The 19,821-nt window shown below is 67.6% G+C and carries 27 protein-coding genes; 11 read left to right on the top strand and 16 right to left on the bottom strand.

Annotation, left to right across the window (positions count from 1 at the left end; translation table 11 throughout):
• Positions 1-2 precede the first annotated feature (2 nt).
• Entirely contained in the window at positions 3-332 is a 330-nt protein-coding gene (locus KEG57_RS14420) for a hypothetical protein (protein WP_272420360.1), read from the bottom strand.
• Between the two features lie 171 nt (positions 333-503).
• Here KEG57_RS14420 and KEG57_RS14415 point away from each other — a divergent pair, with 171 nt between their 5' ends.
• Positions 504-926, top strand: a complete 423-nt coding sequence (locus KEG57_RS14415; protein WP_272420359.1) for a hypothetical protein — start codon at positions 504-506, stop codon at positions 924-926.
• A 3-nt stretch (positions 927-929) separates the two neighbouring features.
• On the opposite strand, the gene KEG57_RS14410 is transcribed toward KEG57_RS14415, so the two are convergent.
• The 3 genes from KEG57_RS14410 to KEG57_RS14400 are packed head-to-tail and all read right to left on the bottom strand — an operon-like array spanning position 930 to position 2,481.
• The gene (locus KEG57_RS14410; RefSeq protein ID WP_272420358.1) at positions 930-1,223 is read right to left on the bottom strand and encodes a DUF6496 domain-containing protein; all 294 of its coding nucleotides are present in this window, start codon (positions 1,221-1,223) and stop codon (positions 930-932) included.
• Between the two features lie 48 nt (positions 1,224-1,271).
• Positions 1,272-1,904, bottom strand: coding sequence for a glutathione S-transferase family protein (locus tag KEG57_RS14405; protein WP_272420357.1), 633 nt, complete (start codon positions 1,902-1,904; stop codon positions 1,272-1,274).
• A gap of 13 nt (positions 1,905-1,917) precedes the next feature.
• Positions 1,918-2,481: a zinc-ribbon domain-containing protein gene (locus KEG57_RS14400; protein WP_272420356.1), complete on the bottom strand. Its 564-nt coding sequence runs from the start codon at positions 2,479-2,481 to the stop codon at positions 1,918-1,920.
• A gap of 181 nt (positions 2,482-2,662) precedes the next feature.
• Between KEG57_RS14400 and KEG57_RS14395 the strand changes: the two genes are divergently transcribed.
• Genes KEG57_RS14395 through KEG57_RS14385 form a run of 3 tightly spaced genes read left to right on the top strand, consistent with a single transcriptional unit; the run spans position 2,663 to position 4,452 of the window.
• Positions 2,663-3,124, top strand: a complete 462-nt coding sequence (locus KEG57_RS14395; RefSeq protein ID WP_272420355.1) for an NHL repeat-containing protein — start codon at positions 2,663-2,665, stop codon at positions 3,122-3,124.
• Complete coding sequence (locus KEG57_RS14390) at positions 3,121-3,723, top strand: NHL repeat-containing protein (RefSeq protein ID WP_272420354.1); 603 nt, start codon at positions 3,121-3,123, stop codon at positions 3,721-3,723. Before KEG57_RS14395 ends, KEG57_RS14390 begins: the two co-directional genes overlap by 4 nt.
• A gap of 51 nt (positions 3,724-3,774) precedes the next feature.
• The gene (locus KEG57_RS14385; protein ID WP_272420353.1) at positions 3,775-4,452 is read left to right on the top strand and encodes a tetratricopeptide repeat protein; all 678 of its coding nucleotides are present in this window, start codon (positions 3,775-3,777) and stop codon (positions 4,450-4,452) included.
• On the opposite strand, the gene KEG57_RS14380 is transcribed toward KEG57_RS14385, so the two are convergent.
• Positions 4,445-5,557 carry a hypothetical protein gene (locus KEG57_RS14380; protein ID WP_272420352.1) on the bottom strand — a complete coding sequence of 371 codons (1,113 nt, stop codon included), beginning with the start codon at positions 5,555-5,557 and terminating at the stop codon, positions 4,445-4,447. The two genes, KEG57_RS14385 and KEG57_RS14380, sit on opposite strands and share 8 nt — an antisense overlap.
• A gap of 120 nt (positions 5,558-5,677) precedes the next feature.
• On the opposite strand from KEG57_RS14380, the gene KEG57_RS14375 reads away from it, so the two are divergent.
• Entirely contained in the window at positions 5,678-6,322 is a 645-nt protein-coding gene (locus KEG57_RS14375) for a YdeI/OmpD-associated family protein (RefSeq protein ID WP_272420351.1), read from the top strand.
• A 7-nt stretch (positions 6,323-6,329) separates the two neighbouring features.
• Here the strand turns inward: KEG57_RS14375 and KEG57_RS14370 are convergent, their stop codons facing one another.
• Genes KEG57_RS14370 through KEG57_RS14360 form a run of 3 tightly spaced genes read right to left on the bottom strand, consistent with a single transcriptional unit; the run spans position 6,330 to position 8,736 of the window.
• Positions 6,330-7,175 (bottom strand): hypothetical protein, encoded by an 846-nt coding sequence (locus KEG57_RS14370; RefSeq protein WP_272458548.1) that lies wholly within the window; start codon positions 7,173-7,175, stop codon positions 6,330-6,332.
• A 6-nt stretch (positions 7,176-7,181) separates the two neighbouring features.
• Positions 7,182-8,237 (bottom strand): NAD(P)H-dependent flavin oxidoreductase, encoded by a 1,056-nt coding sequence (locus tag KEG57_RS14365; RefSeq protein WP_272420349.1) that lies wholly within the window; start codon positions 8,235-8,237, stop codon positions 7,182-7,184.
• Between the two features lie 19 nt (positions 8,238-8,256).
• Complete coding sequence (locus KEG57_RS14360; RefSeq protein ID WP_272420348.1) at positions 8,257-8,736, bottom strand: hypothetical protein; 480 nt, start codon at positions 8,734-8,736, stop codon at positions 8,257-8,259.
• 185 nt (positions 8,737-8,921) lie between these two features.
• Between KEG57_RS14360 and KEG57_RS14355 the strand changes: the two genes are divergently transcribed.
• Positions 8,922-11,018 carry a serine/threonine-protein kinase gene (locus KEG57_RS14355; protein ID WP_272420347.1) on the top strand — a complete coding sequence of 699 codons (2,097 nt, stop codon included), beginning with the start codon at positions 8,922-8,924 and terminating at the stop codon, positions 11,016-11,018.
• 3 nt (positions 11,019-11,021) lie between these two features.
• Here KEG57_RS14355 and KEG57_RS14350 read toward each other — a convergent pair whose 3' ends face one another.
• The 5 genes from KEG57_RS14350 to KEG57_RS14330 form a co-directional block, all read right to left on the bottom strand.
• Positions 11,022-12,032 carry a M23 family metallopeptidase gene (locus tag KEG57_RS14350; RefSeq protein WP_272420346.1) on the bottom strand — a complete coding sequence of 337 codons (1,011 nt, stop codon included), beginning with the start codon at positions 12,030-12,032 and terminating at the stop codon, positions 11,022-11,024.
• A gap of 97 nt (positions 12,033-12,129) precedes the next feature.
• Positions 12,130-12,447 (bottom strand): DUF2277 family protein, encoded by a 318-nt coding sequence (locus KEG57_RS14345; RefSeq protein WP_308215624.1) that lies wholly within the window; start codon positions 12,445-12,447, stop codon positions 12,130-12,132.
• Complete coding sequence (locus KEG57_RS14340) at positions 12,417-13,697, bottom strand: RNA polymerase sigma factor (protein WP_272420345.1); 1,281 nt, start codon at positions 13,695-13,697, stop codon at positions 12,417-12,419. The genes KEG57_RS14345 and KEG57_RS14340 overlap by 31 nt, the downstream gene beginning before the upstream one ends.
• A gap of 107 nt (positions 13,698-13,804) precedes the next feature.
• Positions 13,805-14,245 (bottom strand): YciI family protein, encoded by a 441-nt coding sequence (locus KEG57_RS14335; RefSeq protein ID WP_272420344.1) that lies wholly within the window; start codon positions 14,243-14,245, stop codon positions 13,805-13,807.
• Between the two features lie 65 nt (positions 14,246-14,310).
• Positions 14,311-14,742 carry a YciI family protein gene (locus tag KEG57_RS14330; RefSeq protein ID WP_272420343.1) on the bottom strand — a complete coding sequence of 144 codons (432 nt, stop codon included), beginning with the start codon at positions 14,740-14,742 and terminating at the stop codon, positions 14,311-14,313.
• A 180-nt stretch (positions 14,743-14,922) separates the two neighbouring features.
• Between KEG57_RS14330 and KEG57_RS14325 the strand changes: the two genes are divergently transcribed.
• The gene (locus tag KEG57_RS14325) at positions 14,923-15,270 is read left to right on the top strand and encodes an ArsR/SmtB family transcription factor (protein WP_272420342.1); all 348 of its coding nucleotides are present in this window, start codon (positions 14,923-14,925) and stop codon (positions 15,268-15,270) included.
• 3 nt (positions 15,271-15,273) lie between these two features.
• Positions 15,274-15,738, top strand: coding sequence for an SRPBCC family protein (locus KEG57_RS14320; RefSeq protein WP_272420341.1), 465 nt, complete (start codon positions 15,274-15,276; stop codon positions 15,736-15,738).
• On the opposite strand, the gene KEG57_RS14315 is transcribed toward KEG57_RS14320, so the two are convergent.
• The gene (locus KEG57_RS14315) at positions 15,739-16,602 is read right to left on the bottom strand and encodes a crotonase/enoyl-CoA hydratase family protein (protein WP_272458547.1); all 864 of its coding nucleotides are present in this window, start codon (positions 16,600-16,602) and stop codon (positions 15,739-15,741) included.
• 3 nt (positions 16,603-16,605) lie between these two features.
• The gene (locus KEG57_RS14310; RefSeq protein WP_272458546.1) at positions 16,606-17,145 is read right to left on the bottom strand and encodes a hypothetical protein; all 540 of its coding nucleotides are present in this window, start codon (positions 17,143-17,145) and stop codon (positions 16,606-16,608) included.
• Positions 17,146-17,262: 117 nt separating this feature from the next.
• Here KEG57_RS14310 and KEG57_RS14305 point away from each other — a divergent pair, with 117 nt between their 5' ends.
• From KEG57_RS14305 to KEG57_RS14295, 3 genes are all read left to right on the top strand, one after another.
• Positions 17,263-18,216 carry a penicillin-insensitive murein endopeptidase gene (locus tag KEG57_RS14305; RefSeq protein ID WP_272458545.1) on the top strand — a complete coding sequence of 318 codons (954 nt, stop codon included), beginning with the start codon at positions 17,263-17,265 and terminating at the stop codon, positions 18,214-18,216.
• A 73-nt stretch (positions 18,217-18,289) separates the two neighbouring features.
• On the top strand, positions 18,290-18,478 hold the full coding sequence (locus KEG57_RS14300; protein ID WP_272420337.1) for a hypothetical protein: 189 nt from the start codon (positions 18,290-18,292) through the stop codon (positions 18,476-18,478).
• 85 nt (positions 18,479-18,563) lie between these two features.
• Positions 18,564-18,833 carry a hypothetical protein gene (locus KEG57_RS14295; RefSeq protein WP_272458544.1) on the top strand — a complete coding sequence of 90 codons (270 nt, stop codon included), beginning with the start codon at positions 18,564-18,566 and terminating at the stop codon, positions 18,831-18,833.
• Between the two features lie 33 nt (positions 18,834-18,866).
• Here KEG57_RS14295 and KEG57_RS14290 read toward each other — a convergent pair whose 3' ends face one another.
• On the bottom strand, positions 18,867-19,769 hold the full coding sequence (locus KEG57_RS14290) for a hypothetical protein (protein ID WP_272458543.1): 903 nt from the start codon (positions 19,767-19,769) through the stop codon (positions 18,867-18,869).
• Positions 19,770-19,821: the final 52 nt, after the last annotated feature.

Here is a 19,821-nt window from a genome sequence, read left to right as displayed (position 1 = left end):
GGTCAGCGCTGGTTCGGCGCCGTATTGATCGTCTGACCCGGATCCGGCGGGGTGAGCTTGGTGCCGCCGTCCGAGGGTGGCGTGTTGACGTGGTGGATCGTCGGTTTGCTCGTGTCGGGTGCCGTCGGTGCGGGCTCCGCCGTCGGGGTCTTGGGGGCCTCGTTGTCCGTGGGCTCCGGCTCGGGGCGACGCTCGTTGATCGTCTCCTCGGGCGGGCCACCCATCCGATCGTTGATGATGGGCTTGGCGCACCCGGCGGCCGCCGTGGTGAGGGCGGCCGCGGCGAGGAGACGCGCGCGGATGCGTGCGAGGCGGGCCGGATCGATCGACATGGTTCCCCGAGGCTACCTGCACCAAGCCCGAAGGAGCAAGCCCGTTCCGGGCGTTGGTTCGGTGGGCGAAAAAAATCGACCTCGCCCTGTCACGCCCGCTGGGAGCTCGTGTTCTCTGCTCATGAAAGGACGGCGATGAGGCTGTCCGGAATGAAACGAGAGGAGCGAGCCATGAGTGGTTTCAGCTTGGTTCAGTTCATGTGCGAGGGTGGATTCGGGATGTGGACGGTCCTCGCGGCCGGTTGTGCGGCGCTCGGCGCGGCCGTGCGATATGCGGCGGCGCCTGGCCGCGACAAACTCGCGTTCACCGCGGCGCTGTCGGTGACGACGGTGATCGCCACGATCGCTGGGGTCTGGACGAACGTCGGCGCGGTGATGTCTTTCCTCGAAGATCCGGCGCGTGTGCCCGACGCCGAGGTCACGCGGGTCCTGTTCACGGGCCTCAAGGAGGCCGGTCGGCCGGGGACGCTGGGCGGACTGCTCTTGACCCTGGTCGCAATGGTGGTGTCCGTGGGCGTGCTCCGGAGCGCGCGGCTCGGCGCGAAGGGCGGTGTGGGCGCGAAGGGGACGGAGGGTCGAGCGGCGATCGCGTGATCGTTATGCCGCCTTCTTGCGGAGCGGGCCCTCTTTCTTCCCTTTTTCGAGGTCACGTTTGGCTTGCCGCCGCGTCCGCTCCTTGGCTTTGCCTGGCGCGGGCGGCGGCACGGAAACGCCGGCGCGGCGCGCCTTGGACAGGGCGATCGCAATGGCCTGCTTGGGGTTTTTCACCCCGTGCTTGCCTTCCTTGACGTGCTCGATCTCCTCGCGGACGAACTCGCCGGCCTGCGTGCTCGGCGCCTTGCCCTCGCGCTGGTCCTGCCGGGCTCGCTCGATGGTCTTTTTCTCGGGCATGGGGCCTCCGCGCATCGCGTGGGGCCCGGCGCGGGCGTCCGCAAGGCTTTAGCTGGTCGTGCTCGGAAATTGCGTGAAAACCCGTGCCACGATCGGGTTCGTCTCGGCCCGCTCCGCCGCGGCGATGCAGCGCGGCGCGACCTCGCGGATCTTCTCGCGGCCGGGGCGCCAGCGGGAGATCATCGCCGCGTACACGTCGAGGATCGTCATCGTCTCGCCCAGCAAATAGGTCCCTGGCGAAATCCCCTGCTCGATCGCGCGCCAGCAATCGAGCGTCCGCTGCACGGTCGCCGCTTTGAGCTCCTTTTGCGCTCCCTCGTCCTTCACCCACCGCGCCGGGAAATCGCCGACGGTGTACATCGGATAGATGCTGGACACGAAATACACGAGCCAGCGCAAGAAGGCCGGCCGTTTCGGGTCGCCGGGCGGCGGAGCGAGCGTCGTTTCCGGGTGGCGCTCGAGGAGCCAGAGGAGAATGGCCGCGCTTTCGGTGAAGACGGTGCCGTCTTGCAGCACGACCGTGGGCACCTGCGCGAGCGGATTCAGCGCGCGCAGCTCGTCGAGCGCAGGGCCCGGCGTCCAGGGCTCGACCTCCCGGCGCTCGTAGGTTTCTCCGAGGAGATCACACGCGGCCTCGACCACGACCGAGCCGCATCCCTTGCATCCGTAGATTGTCAACATAGTCGGCTCTTGGCTAGGGGCTGCACTTCCAGACCTCGTTCAGGTCCTTGGCGAGCGAGTAAAGGGCGACGTTCGCGTGCTCGTAAAACCCGTTCGCGTACGGGTTCGGGCAGCCCGCCATTCGTTTCGCTTTGGTCACCTGCTCCGGCACCTCGCTGTGCCAGAAGTAGAGGTTGTAGATCGGAATGAAGATCTTCCACGGCTTGAAGTTGTCGTCCTGCGTGTAGGCCTGCAGCTCGCTCAGCATGGCCCACGCGACGTACACGCCGTAGAAGCAAAAGAAGCTGAAAATGAGGACCATCGTCGGGTCCCGCGTCGTGCCCTTCGGGCCGGCCATCCCGCCGTACGCCGCCGGCACCATGCCAAACTGGGCGGGAGCCGCGTAGTTGCCGAACCCTTGCGGCGGCTGCCCCCAGCCCTGCTGCGGGGGGGCGCCCCAGCCGGGTTGCGGCGCGCCGGGATACCCTTGCGGCGGCGCGCCCCATCCCTGGGGAGCTGCTCCCTGGAGGCGATTGCCACACTTGATGCACACGGGCGCGCCATCGGCGTTCGGCGTACCACAGGTCGGACAGAACACGCACCAACCTCCCTCGGGGGATTCGCGGAAAGCGCGCAAGCACCGGCCTGCGTCGCCAGCCCCGCGCCACCCATGCGACGCGGAGCGCCGAGGAGCGTACCGAGGAAGCTCTCGCTTCACAAGCAGGAGATGGTCCCGGCCGCCGAGGTCTGCTCCTCTGCCCGGAGGAGGTCGATCGTTCATGAGACGTACAAGCGAAACGCGCCGTATCCTCGCGTGCGCCGTGCTCGCCGGCAGCCTCGTCGCAGGCGCGGGCTGCGCGGACGAGCCCACGCCGCGCTCCACGAGCGCCCCCGCGGCGGCCTACGAGGTCGTGCCCCAATGGTTGAAGCCGCCGGCCGGACAGACCCTCGGCGAGGCCGTCGGGGTCGGCGTCGACTCGCACAACCACGTCTTCGTGTTCCACCGCGCGGACCGGGGCTGGGGCAACGAAGAGATCATCGACAAACCCACGATCTGGATGGTCGAGGGCGAGACGGGCGAGGTGCTGGCCTCGTGGGGGGAAAACGTCTTTCTCGTCCCGCACGGGCTCGGCGTCGATAAGAACGACCACGTCTGGGTGACCGACGTCGGGCTCGATCAGATCTTCGAGTTCAGCCACGACGGCGCGCTCCTTCAGACCATCGGCAGGGGGCACGAATGAGACCTTGGTTTTTCCTGCTCCTCCCGGCGCTCGTCGTCGCGTGCGGCAGCCCGCCCGACGAGTTCGGCAAACCCACCGACGTGTTTCTCGCGCCAAACGGCGAGCTTTACGTTTCGGATGGGTACGAGAATACCCGCGTGGCGCGGTTCGATGTGCGGGGCATGTTCCTCGACGCGTGGGGCGATCCGGGGAGCGAGCCGGGGCATTTCGACATTCCGCACGGCATCGCGTCCGACGGAAAGGACCGCGTGTACGTCGCGGATCGTGGCAATGCGCGGCTGCAGATCTTCGACCTCGAAGGCATGCTCGTCGACGTCTGGAGCGGGCCCGAGATCGGGCGGCCCTGGGGCGTCGAGGTCGCGCCGAACGGGCACGTCTTCGTGATCGACGGCGGCGACCAGCTCGACGACGCGCCGTCGGGGCGCGCGCTCGAGCTCGATCGCGACGGCAAGGTGATCACGAGCTGGGGCAGCTTCGGCCGCGAGGAGGGGCAGTTCGACACGGGGCACGATATCACCGTCGGGCCGGATGGCAGCGTGTACGTGGTCGAGCAGGTGGGACGACGCGTGCAGAAGTTTCGCCCCAAAATGATGCCCTGACCCTTGGCGCGCCCCTTTCGCCGCGCGCCGAGGGTTGGTAGATTTGCCCTTGTGACCCAGCGCTTCCTGCTCCTGCTCTTCGCATCTGCCCTGCTGACCGGCTGTGGAGCGGATCCTTCCCCGCCGTCCACGCCTCCGCCCCCCGCGCCCGATGCAACGCCGGACAAGGGCCGCATGGTGTTCATCCACGGCGCCGGCAGTGGCAAGCATTCGGACGAGATCGCCGCGCATGACGAGGGTTGCCAGAAAAATGACCTCGCGAGCTGCCATGCGCTCGGGCTCGCGCTGATGACGCCGAAGGACAAGCAGGGGGAGAACAACAAGCGCGCGTTCGCGGCCTTCGAGAAGGGATGCCTCGGCGGGTATGCGGCGAGCTGCAACGGCCTCGGCGTGATGTACATCCATGGAATGGGCGTCCCCCGCAACCCAACCCGCGCGATGGAGCTTTATAAAAGAGCCTGCGGGGGTGACGTGAGCACGGCGTGCCTACACGTGGCCATGGCCTACGAGAGCGGCAACGACGCCGTCGTGGCCGATTGGCCGTCGGCGGTCTACTATTACGAGAGCGCCTGCACCCTCGGCGCGACGCAAGGCTGCCTGACGGCAGGGAAGGCGTTCGCAGAGGGCGATAGGGTCGAGCGGGATCCGGAGAAGGCGCGCAAGTTGTACGACCGCGGCTGCCAGGAAGGCGATGATGACGCGTGCAAGGCGCGCGACGCGCTCAAGTGAACGCGAACGACGCGAGGATCTCCCGCGCCACGCGCTCGTAATTTGCGAGCGTCCCCCTGGCGCGTGGATTCTCCTTGAGCACGCATAGAAATACGATCACGTTCGCGAAGCGGCGTCCATCCTCGGAGACATACACCCCATCGCAGGACAAACCATCGATGCCGGGGTTTTCCAGGGCGCCGAGAAACCCCTTCGCATCGCCCGGGAGCTTCAGGGTTTCTCGCGGCGACACGCGGCCCATCGGACCGTCGATCGGAGCGCTCAACTTCGCCAGGACCGCATCTCGCTCCCGGGCGATTTCGTCGATGGAGCCTTCTCGCACCCTCACCGAGAGCGTAAGCGAGCACGAGACCCCGCCGGTCATGGCGAAGTAGGACTTCACCGTCGATTTCTGCTTGCTCTCGGTCTCCCGCTCCCGCAGGAACCACGTCGCCGGATAGGTCAGCTCGAATCCATCGTGAGCGACGCGTTTCGGGTACGAGAGGTCGACGAAATCGTCGTACGAGGTGGAGCCATCAGCCTCGGGGTCGTTCAGTCCGAACGAGGTCGCCGTCATCGGATTGCGGTGCCCGTCGATCGACAGGCAGGCGACGCCCGTGAGCATCACGCGCGGGTGAATGTCATGATGTTTCTTGTAGCCCGGCCCGTCGGTGACGAGGAGGTGCGCTCGCTCGATTTCACATGGATGACTCACGGACCGCGGCTCGGTCCGCAGGCTCTCCGAGGCGGCGGGCCAGCGTCGGACCATGAGGAGGTTCATCGCCAGGGTGACCATCACCAAGGGATCGTCGGCCATGCGGTCCTCGACGTTGGCCTCGACCTGGGAAGAGCGGACCAACGTTTGCTTTACGGGTATGGGATCCGGCTCGTTCTCGGGGGCGGACGGGTCCGAGCGGAACCAGACGGTGCTCTCCCCCGCGCGCGTCTTGAAATCCCCCTGGATGATCCAGGCTCCGTCCTGGGTTTGTCCGAGGATCCGGAGCACGAACGCGGCCCAGACGCCATCCTCGCGCTCCAGGTAATACGTCACGTACTGGCCCGCTCTCCAGGGCGGGTGAATGGGTTCGAGCTTCGAAGCACCACGCTTGCGGAACCAGTCGAACATGACTCACGAACATAGTCGAGCTCACGTCCGAGCGCCAGCCTGGATGACGACTTCGTCTTGCACTCCAAACTTGCCTCCCGTAAATTGGGACGCGCTGCGCGTGGGAGCGGGACGATTCGCATGAAAAAGACTGAAACGATCAAGACGACCAAAACGACGACGTCCAAGAAGACGGCGGCCAAGGCGACCCCCGCGGGGGACGTGCCCATCGTCGCTTTCGAGCACCCGCGCGCATGGTCCACGTGGCTCGCCTCGAATCACGCCTCGTCGCGCGGCGTGTGGCTCAAGCTTGCGAAGAAGGCCTCGGGCGTCGCGTCGGTGACCTATCCGGAGGCCGTCGACGTGGCGCTCGTGTGGGGCTGGATCGACGGACAGAAGCGGAGCTTCGACGAGGCGGCGTGGCTCCAGAAATTCACGCCGCGCAGTCCGAAGAGCATCTGGTCGAAGATCAATCGGGAGAAGGCGCTGGCGCTCATTGCGTCCGGCGAGATGCAGCCGCCGGGCCTCGCCGAGGTCGAGCGCGCGAAGCAGGACGGCCGCTGGGACGAGGCCTACGACTCGCCGAGCCGCGCCACCGTGCCGCCCGATCTATCGGACGCCTTCGCGAAAAACCCCCGCGCCGCCGCGTTCTTCGCCACGCTCAACGCGACGAACCGCTACGCCGTGTTGTTTCGTATTCAGACCGCGAAGAAACCCGAGACGCGTCAGAAGCGCATCACGCAATTCGTCGAGATGCTGGCGAAACAAGAAAAACTTTATCCCTGATCCATCCTCACCGGGACCGCTTCCGGCGGGACCGCATCGCCAGAAGCGCGGGTGCCGCGAGGAGGAGCCAGGTACCCTGAACGGCGCCATTCCCCGTCGAGAACGAGCATCCCGAGTCGTTGGTCGGATGAATGTTCACGGGATCGCCGCCGCTGCCGCTGTTGCCTCCGCCACTGCCGCCATTGCCACCGCTCCCGCCACTCCCGCCCGTGCCCGTGGAGGAGCCCGCGCCCGCGTCGTCGGGGACGCCCGCGTCCATTTCCGCGGGTGCGGGCGGCACGTACGTGCTCCCCGCGGAGACGATCGTCACGACGAACCGGACCTTCGTGGGCATGTACAGCGCGGCCGTCTCGGCGCCGACGTTGTCCGCCGACGGTTTTCCGTTCTGCGTGTCCTTCAGGATGAGCGCAATTTTACCCGATCCGAGGGTCCAATCGACGGTGGTCCCGGGCGGCGACCAGAAATCCGAGAATTTTGTCTCCCAATCGTAAACGCCCACGGTCGTGTAGGCCGGCGCCTGCCCGACGCACGCATACGTCGGCTGCGCCTCGAAGCAGGCCTGGAAACGCGTGGGCGTGTCCGTCGGCTTCGTGTAGACCTCGAGGTGCATGTGCGCCGTGCCCGTGGTGTAATCGATCGGGCTCTTCCAGTTCGAGGGCGCCTCGGAGCGCGGCTCGACGCGGTAATGGGAGTCCGGCATGTCGGGCGTGTGCTCGTACGTCTCGTCGACCACGACGAACTGCTCGGCCGCCGCGAAGGAGCTAAAGCACGACACGAGCGCCGCGGCCGCGAGGAAAACGCCTGCGCGCCGAGGCGCGCGCGAAATCGAACCAACGTTTCTGGTACGCATCATTCGAGGCTATCGGATTTCCCGGTGGGCGTCGAGCGGGGCGAGGGCGCGCGTCAAGGTGGCGGCGTCGACCTCGGCGAGCGTGCTCGTATTCTGACCGGCCCAGAGGGGCGAGAAATCTCCGCTGCCATTGCGTTCGGCCCGGGCGCGCAAGGGCGCGACGGCCGCGGTCGCCCACGGGAATGGCGGCGCGGCGGGATTCATGGGGCCGAGCTCGCGCATGAGCCGGTTGACGATGCCGCGCGCAGGGCGCCCCGAAAACAGGTTGGTGAGGGCGGTGTGGTGGCGCGCGGGGCTCTGCAGCGCGGCGCGATGCACGGCGCTCGTATCGGCCTCGGGGCAAAGGAGATACGCGGTCCCGACCTGCACCCCGGACGCGCCGAGCGCCATCGCCGCGTGGACGCTGCGGGCATCGGCGATACCGCCGGCCGCGATGACGGGCACCTTCACCGCGTCGACGATTTGCGGCACGAGCGCGAACGTGCCCATCTGCTCGGTGAGGTCATCGCTGAGGAAATGGCCGCGGTGTCCGCCCGCTTCGAGGCCCTGGGCGATGATCGCATCCGCGCCGTGGGCTTCGAGCCAGCGCGCTTCTTCGAGGGTCGTGGCCGAGGAGAGAACCTTGGAGCCCCAACCTTTGACCCGCGCGAGCAAATCGGCGGAAGGCAGTCCAAAATGGAAGCTCACCACGGGCGGCGCGAATTCGGCGACGATGTCGGCCACCTCGTGCGTGAAGGGCGCGCGTCCGGCGCCCGCGGGGGCGAGGTTCGGGTCGAGCCCGAGCTCCTTGGAAAAGGGCTCCAGCATCCCCCGATAGCGAGCTTCCACCGCGGGGTCCGGCGTGATCGGCGTGTGGGAGAAAAAGTTGACGTTGAAAGGCTTGCTCGTCCCGCTGCGGAGCGCCTGAAGCTCGCGGCGCAGCGCGTCGGGGCCGAGCGTCGCGCAGGGGAGGGAGCCGAGCCCGCCCGCCTTGCACACGGCGAGGGCAAGCCGGCTCCCCTGGACACCGGCCATGGGGGCCTGGATGATGTCGAGCTCGATTCCCAGCAGATCGCGGATTCGCATCCTTCCCTCCCGTTTTCCTTCAACCCTTGGGTTTGTCCGGCGAGCCAACCTTTTGCGCTTCGAGCGGCTTCGGCTCGGGTTTTTTCTTGGGCCATTGATTCGTCGACAAGCAGAAGCCGCAATATCCCCAGTTGTTGCACACGCCGCAGTCCGTGATCGCCCCGGCCCGCGCCTTGGATTCCGGAGTCGGATCCGTGCCCGGCGGGCGCGGGGGCGTCGGCGCGAGCGCGGGCGGAGGCCCCGAAGGCGGCGCCTCGAACGGGCTCGCGTCCCGGAACGCGCCCGACGGCGAATCGTCCGCGGGCGGCGTGTTCGGGGGGTTCGCGGCGGCGCCGGGGCCTGCAGGGGATTCGGGCGCGCTGCGCTGCGCCATGCGCGGCGGGGAGGCCTTTGCGCTCTCGGCCTGTGGTCGCGCGGGATGCGGCGCGCTCGCACATGCGGCGACGAAGCCCGTCACGGTGAGGAAGCCGAGGATGGGCGCGGTGGTATTGGCGGGCATGGGCGCGGGGAGTGCGGGGCGATGTTAGGCCGAGGTGGGCTGGTCGTGAAGCCTTCCGGCGTGGTGGGATCGTTCGAGACGGGAACCCCTACATCGATCCCTCTAGGCGGCCGCGCGTCGAGCAGGTACCGTATCGTCGACCTCGATACCCGAGGTCGATCCACACGCTCGATCTCGCTCCCGACATGACCTCCAAGCAACCCCAAGGCGGCACATCGCAGGCGGACCGGGCAGCCCAAGACCGCGCACGCGGCATGATCGACCGGGTGATCTCGGATCGGTACCGCATCCGCGAGCTCATCGCGATGGGCGGGATGGGCGCGGTCTACCGCGGCGAACACCTGCTGCTGAAGAAGCGCATCGCGATCAAGATCCTTCATCCGGAGACGGAAAACCTCCCGGAGCTCGTCAAGCGTTTCGAGCGGGAGGCGATCGCCGGCGCGCACATCCAGCACCCGAACGTCGCGAGCGCGACCGATTTCGGAAAGCTGCCCGACGGCAGCTACTTCCTCGTCATCGAGTACGTCAAGGGCAAGACGCTCCATCAGCTCTTGCAAGACGGCCCGCTGCCGCCGCGCCGCGCCGCGCGCTTGACGCGGCAGCTCGCCTCGGCCCTCGACGCCATCCACCGCCTCGACATCGTCCATCGCGACCTCAAGCCGCGCAACATCATGGTCGTCGACGGCCCGGCCGAGACCGTGAAGATCATCGACCTCGGCCTCGCGAAGGTGAAGGTCAACGAGCTCTCCGCGGGCGAGCGAGAGCGGCAGGACTCGCGCGCGTCGATCGGGGACGAGGACGAGTACGGCACGCTCACCGTCGCCGGCACGATCTTCGGGACGATCGCGTATCTCTCGCCCGAGGCCGCCGACGGCATGGACGCGGTGGACGCGCGCAGCGATCTCTATGCGCTCGGCCTGATGTTCTACGAGATGCTCTCGGGCAAACACCCGTTCACCGCGGTGAACCCCGTCGAGCTCTTCATGCAGCACCGGTTCCAGCCGCCGCCGGCGATCTCCGAGCGCTGCCCGGGCGTGACGGTGCCCGCGCCGCTCGAAGCGGTCGTGCGGAAGCTGCTCGAAAAGGTTCCGGCGAATCGATATCAGACCGGGCTCGAGCTCGCCGCGGCGATCGACGAGGCATTGTGGGAGATGGGGCCTCCGGCCGAGGGCGAAGACGATGCGCCCCCGATGAGCGAGGGGTACGATGGCGAGGCGAGCATGCGCGCGTCGATCCCCTCGATGCGGCCGTCGGCGCTGTCGCAAAGGCCGCCCCCGGTGGCGCCGTCGCAAAAGCCGCCGGTGCCGTCGCAAAGGCCGGCCGCGCCGACATTGCCCTCGGAAGGCACGGAGGCGCCCGTCTCGAAGCCGGTGGCGAAGCCCATTCTGCCATTGGCGCAACCGCTGTCCGCCGAACCGGTGGAAATGAAGGCGGCCGAGGCGCCGGCGGCCGACGAGATCGAGCTGACCGAGGCGCCGGCGCCCGTTCAAAAAAAGAAGAAATCGTCGGCGGGCACCGTGCTCACCGTGGTGGTGGGCGTGGCGCTCGGTTGTGGCGCCGCGTATGCGGCCCTCGTCATGCAAAAGCGGAATGCGACGACGACGCCGGTCGCGCCGCAAACGACGGTGACGGCGACGGCGACGGCCGCGCCCAAGCCGCCCGCGCCCGCGGCCAGGCCGGCCGAGGTCACCCCCGCGGCGACGGCATCGGCCGCGCCCGAGCCTGCGGCGTCGGCTGCCGTCCCGGCGCCCACGATGTCGGCGGCGGACATCGACGAGGCGAAGAAAAAATTCAAGAATGCATTCCGGTTCCAGGACTGGAGGGGCGCGAGCCGCGTGGTGATCGACCTCGGCAAAGGCGCGCCGGAGGCGTTCAAGGATCGCGAGTTCTCGCAGCTCGTGATGGGCCTCGCGATTCAGCTTTCGCGGGAGAACGCGGATACGGAGCTGCTCGATCTCTTCGCGAACGACCTCGGCAGCGACGGGCTCGACATACTGTATGCGTTCGTCGAGGGACAAGGAAAGGCGCCGATCGCGGTGGCGGCGACGAAACTCCTGCAGGACGAGAAGAGGCTCGCCAAGGCGTCGCCGGCGATGCGCATCGCGCTCGACCTGCGGAACGCCGCGTGCGTGGACAAACTCACCCTGCTCGACCGCGCGCAGAAGGACGGCGACTTCCGCGCGCGCCTCGTGCTGGAGACGCTCGGGCGCGCGTGTTTTCCTCAGAACCCGAACGTCGAGAAGGTCATTTACGACCTCCGGACGCGGTTCCCGAAGCGGTGACGGTCATTTCTCGTTCGTGACCAGAAGCTCGGGGTCGATCCGGACCTCGAAGAAATTCATGCGCCAATCGAGGTGCGCCCCGTTCGTGCGGCCCGTCATTCCCACGCGCGCGACGGTTTGACCCTGCTTGACCTCGTCCCCGACCTTGGCGGCGAAGCCCTGCAGGTGGATGAAGGTCGACGTCAAACCCTGCCCGTGGTCGATGATGAGCGTGTCGCCGCTCAGCGGCAGGTTTTTCTCGGCGAACACCACGGTGCCGCAGGCCGGCGCGCGCACGGGCGTGCCCGTCGGCACCGCGATGTCGACGCCCCAGTGGATCCCGCCGTCCGTGCCATTGAGCAAGCGCGGCTGCCCGTAGCGCGACGTGACCTTGCCCTTCGAGGGCCAGATGAAGCTCTCCTTGAAGCAGGTCTTTTTCGTGTACTTCTTCCGGACCGCGTCGAGCTTTTGCTCGGCCTGCGTGAGCTTGACCCGCGTGGGCATGTCGAGCTCGACCATGTCCTTCGGCAGGTTGTCGATCTTGTCGGTCTCGAACGTGCGTTGTTCCACGTCGAAGACCCGTTCGAGCACCTGGCCGTCCTCGAACGTGATCGTCATCTTCTCCTGCTTCGGGGCGTTGCGCCCGAACGCGATCAAGAAGTCGCCCTCGTCGCTGACGATGGCTCGATGCCCGGGGAAGGCCATTTTCCCTAGTTTGCCGTCGAGCTTCGCGCGGAGGAGCGCACCCTGCGTGGCGCGACCGTCGAGCGTGAGGCGGCTCGGATCCGCGACCGGGGCGGCATCCGTGCCTGCATCCGGAGGTTCGGCGCTCGCCGCGGAAGGAGCCGCGCTCGCGCTGGCCGTGGGCGCCGCGGCCGCCGCGGGCTCGGTCGAGGCGGTCGGGGCCGTCCATGCGACCGGCGGAGCCATGCTGGCGGGCGGTGCTGCCGAGGAATCTGCGGGCGATCCCGAAGGACCACCGCGCTCGCATGCCGTGAGGGTGAGGGTGCAGGCGAGGAGAGCGGTGATTCGCATGAGGGCATCGTGCCAGAGCCCGCGGACGGGCACGAGACGAGAGCACGACGCCTGCGCCCGCATGTCCGGGGCGTAATGGCAGGAATGTGAAAAAGGATCAATCGTGGTGAAATCGCTGCCGTGAGCGTTCTCGCGCTTTCTCCGCCTCGATCTCACGATCCCGTGGCTCGGCCGTCGTGGTGAGCGATTGCATCAGCACGCGCGCCACGGCCGCGACGTCTTCCACGGCTTTGTCGAACGCCGCTTCGTTGGCCCGCGACGGCTTGTTGAAGCCGCTCAGCTTGCGGACGAACTGCAGCGACGCCGCGCGGATCTCCTCCTCGGTGGCGGGGGGCTCGAAGTTGAACAGGGTCTTGATGTTCCGGCACATGGTGATCTCCAGGGTCAGTCCGTGCGAACCGTGGCGCGCGCGCACGCGGCGGCGCGTTCGAGCAGGAGCGCGCGCTCGCGAGCGTTTCGCGTGAGGGACGCGGCGCGCTCGAACTCCACGCGCGCTTCGGCGTCGCGGCCGAGCTTCACGAGGAGGTCGCCGCGTACGCTCGGCAAGAGGTGGTAGCTCGCGAGCGAGGGCTCCGAGACCAGCGTGTCCACGAGCATGAGCCCCGCGGCCGGGCCGAACGCCATGGAGAACGCGACGGCGCGGTTCAGCTCGACCACGGGCGAGCCCGTGATGTCCACGAGCGCCGTGTACAGCGCCGCGATGCGCGTCCAGTCCGTCTCCGCCGCGGTCCGCGCGCGCGCGTGGCAAGCGGCGATCGCGGCCTGCAGCGCGTACGGCCCCTGCGCGCCGCCGAGCGCCTCGGCGCGCGCGAGGGCCGTGAGGCCGCGGCGGATCAGCAGGTGGTCCCAGAGCGCGCGGTTCTGATCGAGCAGCAGGATCGGCTCTCCCGACGGCGCGACCCGCGCCCGCGCGCGTGACGCCTGGATCTCCATGAGCGCGACGAGCCCGTGGATCTCCGGCTCCTTCGGGAGCAGCTCGGCGAGGATGCGGCCGAGGCGCAGCGCGTCCTCGCAGAGCGCGGGCCGCATCAAGTCGTCCCCGGCCGTCGCCGAATACCCCTCGTTGAAGACCAGGTAAATCACCTGGAGCACCGACGACAAACGGGCCGCGAGCTCCTCCCCGCGCGGGACTTCGAACGGAACCTTCGCTTCCGCGAGGGTGCGTTTGGCGCGGACGATGCGCTGGGCCACGGTCGGCTCCGGGACCAGATAGGCGCGTGCGATCTCCTCGGTCGTCAATCCACCGAGCAAGCGCAGCGTGAGCGCGACGCGCGCTTCCATCGACAGCACCGGGTGACAGGCCGTGAACACGAGGCGCAGGAGATCGTCGCCCACGTCCTCGTCGATCGCGGCTTCGAGGTTGGGCGCGGCGGCTTCTCGATCGGCCTCGATCGCGTGACCGATCTCCTCGTGCTTGCGCTCGATCCGCTTGCTTCGGCGCATGGCGTCGATCGCGCGGTGCTTCGCGGTGGCCATGAGCCAAGCGCCCGGGTTGTCCGGGATGCCTGACTCCGGCCACCGCTCGAGCGCGGTGACGAGCGCGTCCTGCGCGAGCTCCTCGGCGAGGCCGACGTCCCGCACGATCCGCGCGAGGCCGGCGATGAGCTTGGCCGACTCGATCCGGAAGACTGCGTCGATCGCTCGATGCGTAGCGGAGGCCGTCACGGCCACCGATCAGAGCATCTTCTTCCGCCCGCGCAAGGTTCGGTTCACGCTTGGGGGCTTCGCTCGGACGAGCCGAGCTCCGCCCCCAAACCCCCGGTTTGCCCCCGTCACTTCTTCCCGGCGAGCCGCTCCTCCGACTCGGCGCGGAGGCGCTCTTCCTTCGCGCGCATCTCGCCCGTGGGATCGATCGGCGCGAAGTCCTCGGGCGAGAACACCTGCCGGATCTCGACCTCGCTGTCGGTGTACATGGGATTCGGCATCCGCTTGACCCACTCGATCGCCTCTTCCTTCGACCGCACCTGCCAGATCCAGAAGCCCGAGACGAGCTCCTTGGTCTCGGCGAAGGGCCCGTCGACCACGGACCTGTTCGTCCCGGAGAACCGGACGCGGGCGCCTTTCGAGCTCGGGTGCAGCCCCTCGCCCGCGATCATCACGCCCGCGCGCACGAGCTCCTCGTTGTACTTCATCATCGCGGTGAGGAGCTCCTCGCTCGGAAGAACGCCGTCCTCGCTGTCCTTGGTGGCCTTGACCAGAATCATGAACTTCATCGTCGTTTCTCCTTCTTGCCTTCAGCTACACGTCGAACGAGAGGCCCTGGGATCGACAAGGTCCACTACTTTTTCTTCCAGAACGTTCGAAGCCACGTCGGCGCCGCTTTCTCGACGATGGCCATCATCTCGGGCGGAATGTCCTCCGCGTTCGTCATCGGCAAGATGGTGAGGATGTCGTCGTGGCCGATCCCCGTGGGGCAGCGCAGGGCCCATTCGATGGCCTCTTCGCGGCTGTTCACGTCGATCAGGTAAAACCCACCGACGAGCTCCTTCGTCTCGACGAACGGGCCGTCGAGCACGACCCGCTTTCCGTCCTTGATGCCCACGCGCGCACCCTGCGTGGCCGGGTTCACGCCCTCGGCCGTGACGAGCACGCCGGCCTTCGTCAGGTCCTCGTTGAACTTCATGTAGGCGGCGATGAGCTCGTCGCTCGGCGGAGCTCCCTCGGTCTTCGGGGCGTTCGGATCGGGGGCGGCGCAAATCATGAATCGCATGGTCGTCTCTCCTTCTTGGCTTGCTCGGGCTGGGCTCCCCGACGGGCCTTCATCGTGACGACGACCGAGCGATGCCCGGATCGACACGCCCCCAAAATTTTTTTGTATGTCGGGTAGAACACTTAACAGTTTGCCGAACTATTTCTTGACAATCCCGGGCCGAGGACGATACTTAGGCACGTGCTTAACCAAAACGCGTCCCTCGATCGTATGTTCCAGGCGCTCGCGGATCCGACCCGTCGGGTCATGATCGAGCGTTTGAGCCGTGGGCCGGCCTCGGTGAGTGAGCTCGCCGAGCCGCTTTCCATGTCGCTGCCGGCGGTGATGCAGCACCTTTCGGTGCTGGAGACGAGTGGCCTCGTGCGCTCGGAGAAGGCCGGGCGGGTGCGGACCTGCCGGCTCGAGCCCACGGCGCTCAGGACGGCCGAGCGATGGATCGCCGAGAGGCGAGCGAGCTGGGAGCGCTGCTTCGATCGGCTCGGCGAATACCTCGCCGAGCACCCGGACGAACCTGACCCGAAGGAATGAACCATGACCGAACGATCCGTCACGCATACCACTTTCGTCATCGAGCGGTTTTACCCGGTCTCTCCGGCGCGCGTATTCGCGGCCTTTTCGAGGACGGAGGAGAAGCAGAAGTGGTTCAGCTGCCACGAGGGCGGCACGCACGAGTTCGATTTCCGCGTCGGAGGCCGCGAGATGTATCGAGGCGGGCCGAAAGGCGGACCCGTTTATACGAATGAGACGCGTTTTCAGGATATCGTTCCGAACCAGCGCATCGTTTACACGTACGACATGCACCGCGACGAGACGCGGATCTCGGTCTCGCTGGTGACGATCGAGCTGAAGGCGGAAGGCAAAGGGACGCGGCTCGTGTTCACCGAGCAGGGCGCGTTCCTCGATGGACACGACGCGCCAGAAGGGCGCGAGCACGGGACGAAGATCGGGCTCGACAGACTCGGCGAGGGGCTCGCGCGCGAGGCTGCGGCCGCTTGACTAGCCCTGCCCCTCGTCGGGATCCTTGATCGAGGGGATCGGTTTTCCGCTGTCGCGCCACGTGACCGCGGCCTTCCAGCCTTGCTCCTCGCTCAGCTTCTTGAACCACATCCCCTCCGGCGAATGCCGGGTGATGCCGTCGAAGAGCGTGGCGATCATCTGCGTATTGGCGAGGCCCATGTTCTCGTAGGCCTGGTTGATCAAGAGCTTCTGCATCATGAGCTGATTGCGCGGCACGCCGCTCATGCGCTCGGCGAGCGCCTCGACGCGCGCGTCGAGCCTCTCGGCCGGCACCGCGTCGAGCACGAGCCCCATGGCCTTCGCCTCGACGCCGTTCACGAGATCGCCGGTGAGGAGCATACGTTTGGCGCCCTCGACGCCGAGCCGATACACCCACATCGCCGTCGTCGGACAGCCCCATACGCGGGCGGGTGGGTATCCGATCAACGCATCCTCGGCCATCACCACGAGGTCGCAGCAGAGCGCGATGTCGCTGCCGCCGGCGACCGCGTGCCCGTGCACCTTGCAGATCGTGGGTTTGTAGCTCCGCCACAGGCTCATGAAGTCGTCCGTGAAGCGCTTCATGAGGCGATAATCGAGCATGGGATCCCAGGGCATGTTCTGGATGCCGATGGTGCGACCCTCACCCTCCGCGAAGAGGGTGAGGTCGTAGCCGGCGCAGAACGAAGCGCCCGCGCCGTCGAGCACGAGGACGTGGACGCCGTCGTCGTCGTTCGCCCGCTCGACCGCCGCCCGGATTTCCCCGGGCATTTCGTCGGTGATGGCATTGCGACGATCGGGGCGGTTCAGCGTGATCCGCGCGACGCGGCCCTCGGCGCGGTAGAGGAGCGTTTTGTAGGACATGGTTCAGAGTTTGTCCGCGACCAGGATCTCGATCGCCGTGCAGGTGAGCTCGTCGCGCCGGGGTTCGACGAGGTCGGTGTCGCATTCCTCGCCCATGTTCAGCATGACGTCGGCGCTGTGGGTGCGGCTCTCCAGGCGCAAGCCCGTCTCGGTCTCGACGAGCGGGCCCTCGGTCAACGAGAGCGCGCAGGTCTCGCTGGTGCCCGACGCGGTCTCGATGTGGCGGACCCAGCCGTTCCCCATGTTGATGAAGCTCGCGAAGAGATTGGTGCTCTCCTCGCACGTGGTCGCGTCGGTGCACGTGCGGTAGGCGAGGACGGCCGTGCCGAACAGGTTCTCCTCGGTCAGGCGGAAGAACGTGTCGCCGCCCGTCACCTCGGTCCCGGGCCCCGTGCAGCCCATCTCGTCCTTCGTGTGGCTCGTGACCTTGTACGTGCCCTCGAAGGGATTTCCCTCGTCCGGCTCCGGATCGGCCGTGTCGCCGCAGCCGGTGACGAACCCGAGAAAGCACGAAAGCAACGTGACGGCGAGCGCGCGTGTCATGGAACCTCCCTGGAGAACGACTCGGTCGATACTGTAGACCACGTCCTTTGGAGCTCACAACATCGGCCGCGCCACGAAGTGGGCTGCCCCGCCGCGCTTTCGTCGTAGAATGAAGGCGTGAGGTCCGTGCCCCCGCGCGCCCTTGGCTCCGCGATCGTGATCGTCGCTGCGGCGTCGATCGCGGTTTTCGCCGCGCAGCGCGGGGCGCGTTCGAGCCCGAACGAAGGGGCGTCCGCCGCGCCGGTGACGTCCGCGCGCCGGATGGGAGCACTCCCGGGCGTCGCGTCCGTGCTCGCCTCCACGCCGAACGACACGCCACAGGCCGCGAGCCCGCCGCCGCCGCCGCCCGCGCCCGCGCGTTGCATGCCGGAGCCCGCGATCGAGGTGCGCGTGGTGGACCCTCCGCCCGTAACGGAGCTCTTTCGCCTCGCCAAGGAAAAACCCGAGGCGCTCGGCTCGGCGTCGGTGGGTTCGCCCACGCGGGGATCGCTGTTCGGCGGCGTGGAGCTCAAGGACTCCGAGGGCATCCTGCGCGCCGGTGGGTATGGCTGGGGCACGGAGCTCGTCATTCGTTCGATCGAGCGCGCGGTGCGGGAGGTGAGGCGATGTTTTGCGGATTCGCCGCGGCTCTACGTCGGCGACATCGCCCGCGAGCGGGGCGGCTGGCTCAAGCCCCACCGCAGCCATCAATCGGGGCTCGATGCCGATATCGGGTATTATTACAAATCGCAGGCGACCTGGTACCAGCGCGCCACGGCGGAAAACCTCGACGCGGCGCGCACGTGGGCGCTCGTGCGGGCGCTGATCGAGGGAGGCAACGTCGAGATGATCTTCATCGACGTGTCGGTGCAGCGCCTCTTGCAAGCGTACGTCGCGACCCTGCCCGAAGGCGAGCAGCCGCCCGAGGAGGTTTTTCCGAGCCCCACGAAGCGGGACACGATCATCCGTCATGCCTGGGGCCACGCGACGCATTTTCACGTCCGGTTCCGGGATCCGGCTGCGGTGGCGCTCGGGCAGCGGCTCGCGAACATCCTGCCGCGGCTCCGCGGGGCGCGGCGGGCGCCGCGGTGAAGGGTGTTTCCGTCGCTCGACGCTTGCCGTGGGCGCGGAGCGGCCCGAGAACGACGCCGGGAGGATGCATCCGATGGCAAACCAGCATCAGGGACCGAGCAAGCCGAAGGGTGAAAGGCCCGTGGAGCAGGGTGTCCGGCAGGACATCGAGACTGTCGAGAGCGAGCGTCTCGCACAGGAGCACGTGCAGCAGACCGGATACGAGGGCGACAGGCCGGCGACGGGGCTCGTCAGCGATCGCGAGGACAAACCCGAGCAATGAGGAGGCCGCACGGGCGGCCCGAGGAAGCGCGCGCCATGGCGCTTCGTCCCGCGTGGCCCCAGGCTCGCTCCGAGGAGGCGAGATCATGGCGGAAGATCGGAGCGGGCCCGGCAGGCCAAAAGGCACGGAGCAAGGCCCCGGCGGGTCGCCCGCCGATTTGAATGAAGCGCCGAGGTCGGCGGGAGATCGAAACGACGCGACCGTGATGGCCCCGGCGACCTCGGACGTGCGCGTGGGGCCAGGCGAGCCGGAGCCGGAGCACGCGCGGATCAAGGGCGACGTGCCGAGCGAGCCGTGGCGGCACGGCGTGCCCTTCGATCGTGCGCATCCGCGCGGCCGCGGCGGGCGGGGATGAAGGATCGAAGCGAGGAGCGCCGGCCGTCGTCCGTCAGGGAAAACCGACGCCCTTGCAGGCGGCGGGGTCGAAATACCCGTGCACGGCCCCGCACGTGACGTCCGACGCCGTCCCCTTCTTGATGCAATACTTCCCCGCCGTATCGCCGAGCCCGACATAGGGGACGAGCTCCTTGCACTCGAAATCGTCCGGGCACTCGCAATAGTTTCCTTCGTCCGGGGCGCCTTCCGCGGGGCCGCAGCGGCAGGAACAATACACCGCTTGCTCGGGAGGGCGTGACCCGCACTGGCCGCAGACGGCGCTCGAGACCGGCGCGTCCGATCCGGGGACGCAGCAGCTCTTGCCCTCGTTGTCGAGCTCGCTCGCGCCTTCGCTCTGGCAGCTCCCGGGCACGTGGCAGACGTACTTCTTGCATTGTTTCGTGGTCACGTCGCACGTCGTGCCCTGGGGACAATGTTCGTCCGCGGTGCATTCGCACGCGCCGTGCTCCGCGTTGCATGCACCGCCGTAGTTCGCGCATTGCGAGGCGCCTCCGTCCGCCGCCTGGGGATCACAAGGGACCGGGACGACGCCCGACTCGACGCACGATTGGTCCGGGCCGCAGCTCGCGTCGAGGGGGCCTGTGCACGGGGTCGGCTCGGGTTGTCCGAGCGGGCAGCTTGTGCGGCCCTGGAAATTGTTGATCAGGCAGATCCCCGTCTCACATTGCTGGAAATCGTTCGTCACGATGTTGCGCTCCGTGACCTTCGTGCCGGGGAATCGGGCGTCGAGCTCGACGAAGGGCACACATGGATTCCCGACGTCGCTCGACGTCTGGATGGGCTCCGCGACGATCACGTTGCAGCCAGGCAGGAGCCCGGATGCGGCGGAAAAGAGACCGACGAGGGCAATCGATAGGACGAAAGCACCACTTCGCAAACCATTTCGTAGCGACATGAGCACCTCTCTCCCGAACAGTCTCCAGAGCCCGTCGCCACGGCTCACGGGA

The organism is Polyangium jinanense (assembly GCF_028435365.1).
This window is presented reverse-complemented; position numbering and strand designations above follow the sequence as displayed.